General features: G+C 34.3%; 3 protein-coding genes. All 3 read left to right on the forward strand.

Going from position 1 to position 5306, the window contains the following annotated elements; translation table 11 throughout:
- The coding region (locus tag ACMUOV_RS08880) for a hypothetical protein (RefSeq protein WP_413854802.1) at positions 1-1216 on the forward strand (1216 nt) is incomplete at its 5' end.
- 16 nt (positions 1217-1232) lie between these two features.
- Positions 1233-4037, forward strand: a complete 2805-nt coding sequence (locus ACMUOV_RS08885; protein ID WP_413854803.1) for a hypothetical protein — start codon at positions 1233-1235, stop codon at positions 4035-4037.
- 15 nt (positions 4038-4052) lie between these two features.
- Positions 4053-5306 (forward strand): hypothetical protein (locus tag ACMUOV_RS08890; protein ID WP_413854805.1); only part of this gene is annotated, 1254 nt, incomplete at its 3' end.

Below are 5306 nucleotides of genomic sequence, written 5' to 3' on the forward strand. Positions count from 1 at the left end.
AATAATTAACTCAATAAACTCTGGAGTTTTAGTAAAAGACGAAGTAAATAATTGGATATGGGACAATCCTGAATATGCTGGAAAAAAAGGAAAATATGATCCAACTAAATTTTGGAACGAGGTTTTTGAATTTGTAAGTGGTTCAGAAGATTATACTACGGGGCTGGAAAGAATAAAAAAAGATTACAATAAAACAATGATAAATCTTGACAAAGACATAGCTATTCTCCAAACAGAGCTTAATGAATTAAGTCAGGATAATAGAAAACTTATAACTTTATCACTTGGCGGAGAAGAAGCAAAAAATAATTATGATGAATCTGCTTTAAAAGATAAAAAAACAATTTCTTCCAAATCTTACAAATCAATATCTTCTCTATTTTCTTCATACACTTCTCAATGTCCTCCATTAAAAATATACACACCAAAAGGAACAAAAACTAAAGTAGGTGATAAAAGTGTAGATACTTTTAAAACAGATGATGAAGACATCACTAAAGAATACACAGTTTATGACGAAGATGGTTCTGAAGTTACAACAAGTGTTGAATCTATTTCAACCATGAGAAAAATGGAGTGGGTTATTTTAGGAGCTAGTGGTGATAAAACAGTTGTAGGATTTAGATATTCTAAACCTTTTTACCCAAAATATTTAAGAAGATATTGCTGGGGAAACGGGAATGCTTCTCAACATTGTGTAAAAAATTTAAGTGTTCAAAACACGTCTGAATTTGGAATGCTTAATATGGCCGTAATTGCTGGAACTGATAAAGTAAATATTTTAGAAAACAGCCGATCTTATGATGGCGGAGGAGCAAATGTAAATAAAAATTTCAGTACAATAACAACTAGCAACTTTTTTCCTAAATTTGCAAATGTTGTTGCTCTTACCCCTAATGAAAGAAATAGTTTAGCAGATAAAATGGTTAATGGAATAAAAAGGGGAACTTTGGAAGTTTTAGGAGATCCATCTTTAAGATTTGAAAAGGAGTTTGCTCCATATAGTTATCCAATATATCTTGATGTTAAACTTCAAAATGAATCTGCTTGGTCTGGAAATGTAAGTTACACACAAAGCCAACTTTCAGGATATTATGTTATATCAAAGATCACACATAATATTTCGGCATCTGGATATACAACAACTTTGGAAATTATGAGCTACCCAGGAATTGAAAAAGCCACGAGTGGTACAAGTAGCAATAAAGTTGGATAATTAAAAAGTTAATTTTATGGCTGAGCTTACCGAAGAAACAGTAAACAATTTAAATAAGACTCTTGAAAAAACAAACGCTATGCTTCTTACGGCTGGAAATCAAACATCTCAAATAAAAGATGATATAGAAAGTACAACCAAAACTGTTGAAACAAGTGGAAAGAAAACAACCAAAATGCTCGATGGGCTTTACAACACATTGGACAAAATGGTTCAATCCACAGATAGTATAGTAAGCATGGTTTCTGGTGGAGCCTTTATTGCCTCTTTAGGACAGATTGCAAAAAACTCTTGGACTTTAAATAACAATATGACTGCTTTGGCAGTTCAAATGGGTAAAGGAAGAGAGCATGCAAAAGTTCTCGAAGGTTCTGTTTCTGGCATGATGAAAGATATAGGCTCTAATTATCAAGATGCCTTACATTTAGTAACCACTTTGTCAGAGGCAAAGTATTCCGACAATATCAAAGAGGCAGCAGAAGGAATAGATTTATTTGCTCGTGCCACTGGTGTTTCAAATACGGCGGTAGCTCAATTAAGTATCAGTCTTAATAAACAGGGAGATTTATCCACTAAGGCTTCTAATGCAATTTTAGCCGGAATGGTAAAAGTTCAACAAAAAGTCGGTATATCAAAAGCCGGAATGGAAGCTTTAACTCAACAGATTTCCGACATGACTTATAACATGGCGGCTTTTGGAAAGTCATCAGAAGAGATTAGTAGAGCCGCTGTTAAAACAACCGCTCTTGTAGGAGCAATGGAAAAAGTAGGTATCTCTGCTCAAAGATCAGTTGAATTAATAAATCAATTAACAGACCCAGATAGAATAGAAGATAACATCCTCTTATATAGCCAGTTAGGTTTAAGTCTTGAAGATGCTTTAAACGGTGGAGCCGAAGAAGCTTTGAATAATGGTGCCTTTAAAGAAATGGCAGATAAAATAATGAACATGGGTCCAATAGCTGGTTCTCAATTTGCTAAATCCATGGGCTTAAGTTACAAAGAAGTTTCCAGAATGGCAAAAATGGAAACTGGAGATATGGAAGAATTAATAGATGAATCCGTAACTCCTGAAGAAAAAAGCTTGCAAGCACTTGAAGAATTAACTGAAAATACTGAAGCACTCGGTAAAAAAATAGAGAAATTCTTTAATAAGATTCAAGGTTGGCTATTAGGCTTAGGTCCGATTATATTAACCGCTCTAACCGTTGTTGCCCCTAAGATATTAGCTCTGTTTAAAAATCTCATAGGAAGAATTACCGGCAAAGAAGAGGGTGGACTCCAAGCCTCTGTAGAAACAAGTCTAGAAAATGTTGCAAAGAAATCAATTGTTTCTAAATTTTTTGACTCTGCATACGCTTTTAATACTTCAGGTAAAGAAAATCTTAAAAGTAGAACTCAGCAAAGATTAGCAAATGTAAGAGAAGCTCAAACAAATAACCAAAGATCTTTAGATCAAGCAAATTCAAGATTTGCTCAACTTGAAAGATTTTCTGGAAAAAGAGAATTAACTATATCTGAAAAAGCGGAACAAAAAGCTTTAGGTAAATATATTCAAAAACTTAATGAAAGAAATCAAGATTTGGAAGATTTATCTAAAACATATGAAGGACAATTAAAACTATCTGCTAAAGAACAAATCGCTCAAAAGAATGTAACAAAAGCACAAGAAGTATTAGCAGAAAATCAGAAAAAGTCCACAGAAATTCAAAAAAGAATTGACGCTCTTAAAGAAAAAGCTCAAGGTGCAGTCGGTAAAGAATTAGGAGAATATGAAAAAGCAATCGCAGAGGCTGAAAAAAAACAAGAAGGATTAACTGAAGCAGTAGCAAGCGCTCAAAATGAACTTAAAAAAGCTTCAGACCATTTAAAAGAAGTTCAAGAAGATGAAAAACGTGGAAGTGGAAGTTTCTTAGGAAACTTAGCGGGTGGAATTAAATCAAGAGTGCAGGATAAGTTTGGTGCCTTAAAAGATAAAATTACCGATGGCGGAACAACGACATTTTGGAAAGGAGTAGGAAATAAAGCGAAGTCAGCTGGAAAATCTGCTTTAGGTGGAATAGGAAAAGCTTTAGGTGGAATAGCGAAGTCAATTGGACCTTTAGCGATTGGCTCGGCTTTAGTTGGCTCAGTTCTTGAAAAGCTTAAAGAACCGATGACGACTTTAATTGATAACCTAGTTAAAAAGCTTCAGCCAGTAATAGACGCTGTTTTGCCAGTAATATGTACTTTCTTGAATTCTTTGGTAAAATCTTTACTTCCACCAGTTTTAAAAGTACTTTCTGGATTACTTACCGTATTAAGATATATTTTAAAGCCGTTAGAATGGATTCTTGATGCGTTATCTCATATACCCGGCTTAGGATGTTTGAAAGATATTTCTCAAACCTTAAAAGATGTTACTGGTCCAGAGGTAACTGGTGCATTAACAAATGCGGCGGATAGTATCGCTAACTCAAATGAAGATCTTACAAAAGCTACTGAGGAAAACACCGAAGCTACCACAGAAGGACCTATGGAACTTGTGGCTTCGGGTGGGCAGGCCGTTCTTGAAAGCAATGGTTCGGCAGTTGCAGGTTCTTCAGTTGGTTCGGTTACTCAATCTACAACTACTGAAATGTCAGATGCCGAAAGAAACCGTCAAGCTCAGAAAGACTCAGCGGAAAAAGAAAGAAACAAAGATACTGCTGAACAGACTATGACGGTAAAAGACATAAAATCAATAGCGGAAAAAGCTCTTGAAAAACTTGAAAAAATGGTTGAGGCATTAAACAAACCTGCTGTAGCTGGACAAAACGATACTGTGACTTGGGCATCTTAATAAAAAGTTAACTTTATGAAAATCAGAGATTTGAGTAAAGTTGACAAAGATGGAAATCCTTTAGAAATAGTTAGTGACTCTTTTACAGTTAGGCGTTATGTAAATGTCGGAGGAAAATATTATGATTCCGATGATAGTGTAGTCCATGAAAGTAGCGCCGTGACCTCTGGAACAATTTTTCAAAATGATGGAGTTATAGAATTAGAAGATACAAAGGAAAATTCTACAGTAGATTTTGACCCAATTACTCAAGGTGAAAATAACGTAAATCTCGGTGAAATGATCACAAGTAATATGGGCGGATATGCTTCTAATCAGGATAAAAATACAGATGATTTTACTAATCTTGATTCAATAGGAGAAAACACTTTAGAGGCTTTAAAATACGCTGGTTTATCTGCTACAAATATCGGTGGTATTGGTACCGAAGTAGATAAGATAGTAAAAGGAGCAACAGACCAGCCAACTCAAAGTGCCTTTGACATTGCAAATCAAAAAGTTGTTGCTTGGAAAGAAAAAGCCTATAAACAAATTCATATAAATGATTTTAAAGAAAGTCAATATTATAATGATGTAAGTAATTTAGCAAATACTCAAAACAAATATAAAAGAGGTAGTTTGGGCTATTCAAGTGATATAACAGATATTGCCCAAAATCTTTTAGCAAAACTTGGAGATAATGATTATCAAGAAAGTGCAGAAGAATTAATGGATTTAAACTTCGCTGGAGAATATAATATGTATTCTGATAAGCCCGGTGCAGTTGTAAAATCAAAACCTTTGGACAGTGGAAAAGAATACCCTACTACAAAAGTTTATAAAGAAATAAGCAATTACAGAGACTCAGAAAACAAATATGATAATAGAGTTTTTGCTTTACAAAACGATCACGAAATTCAAGAATTTAACATTGGTAAAGGTATAGACAATAGACCGGAAAATCCATTTAGTCCTAGAAAGTTATCTGATGCTCAAGCAAGAATGATTTCAATACTCAAGTATAAAAACACTTTCTTGACAGAATTGGGCTGTCTGTATGTTAAGCCTTGGTATAACTCTGATGGCTTAGAAAACTTTTATGTTCCATTTGAATTTAAGCCGGAAATTTCTGAAGGCAACATGGCTGCAAAATATCAGGCAGAAAACCTTTTAAATAGACTTGGCTCAATGATGGTCTATACAGGAACAGAATTATCAACTCTTACTTTATCAACAACATACATAGCCTTGGCTCCCGATTTTCCTGAGCAAGATGAGCTTAGCAGACAA

Source organism: Candidatus Ruminimicrobium bovinum (genome assembly GCF_902760015.1).
Classification (GTDB): domain Bacteria; phylum Elusimicrobiota; class Endomicrobiia; order Endomicrobiales; family Endomicrobiaceae; genus Ruminimicrobium; species Ruminimicrobium bovinum.

Coding starts and splice junctions, on each gene's coding strand:
- ACMUOV_RS08885 (WP_413854803.1), top strand. CDS start 1,233: ATGGCTGAGCTTACCGAAGAAACAGTAAACAATTTAAATAAGACTCTT.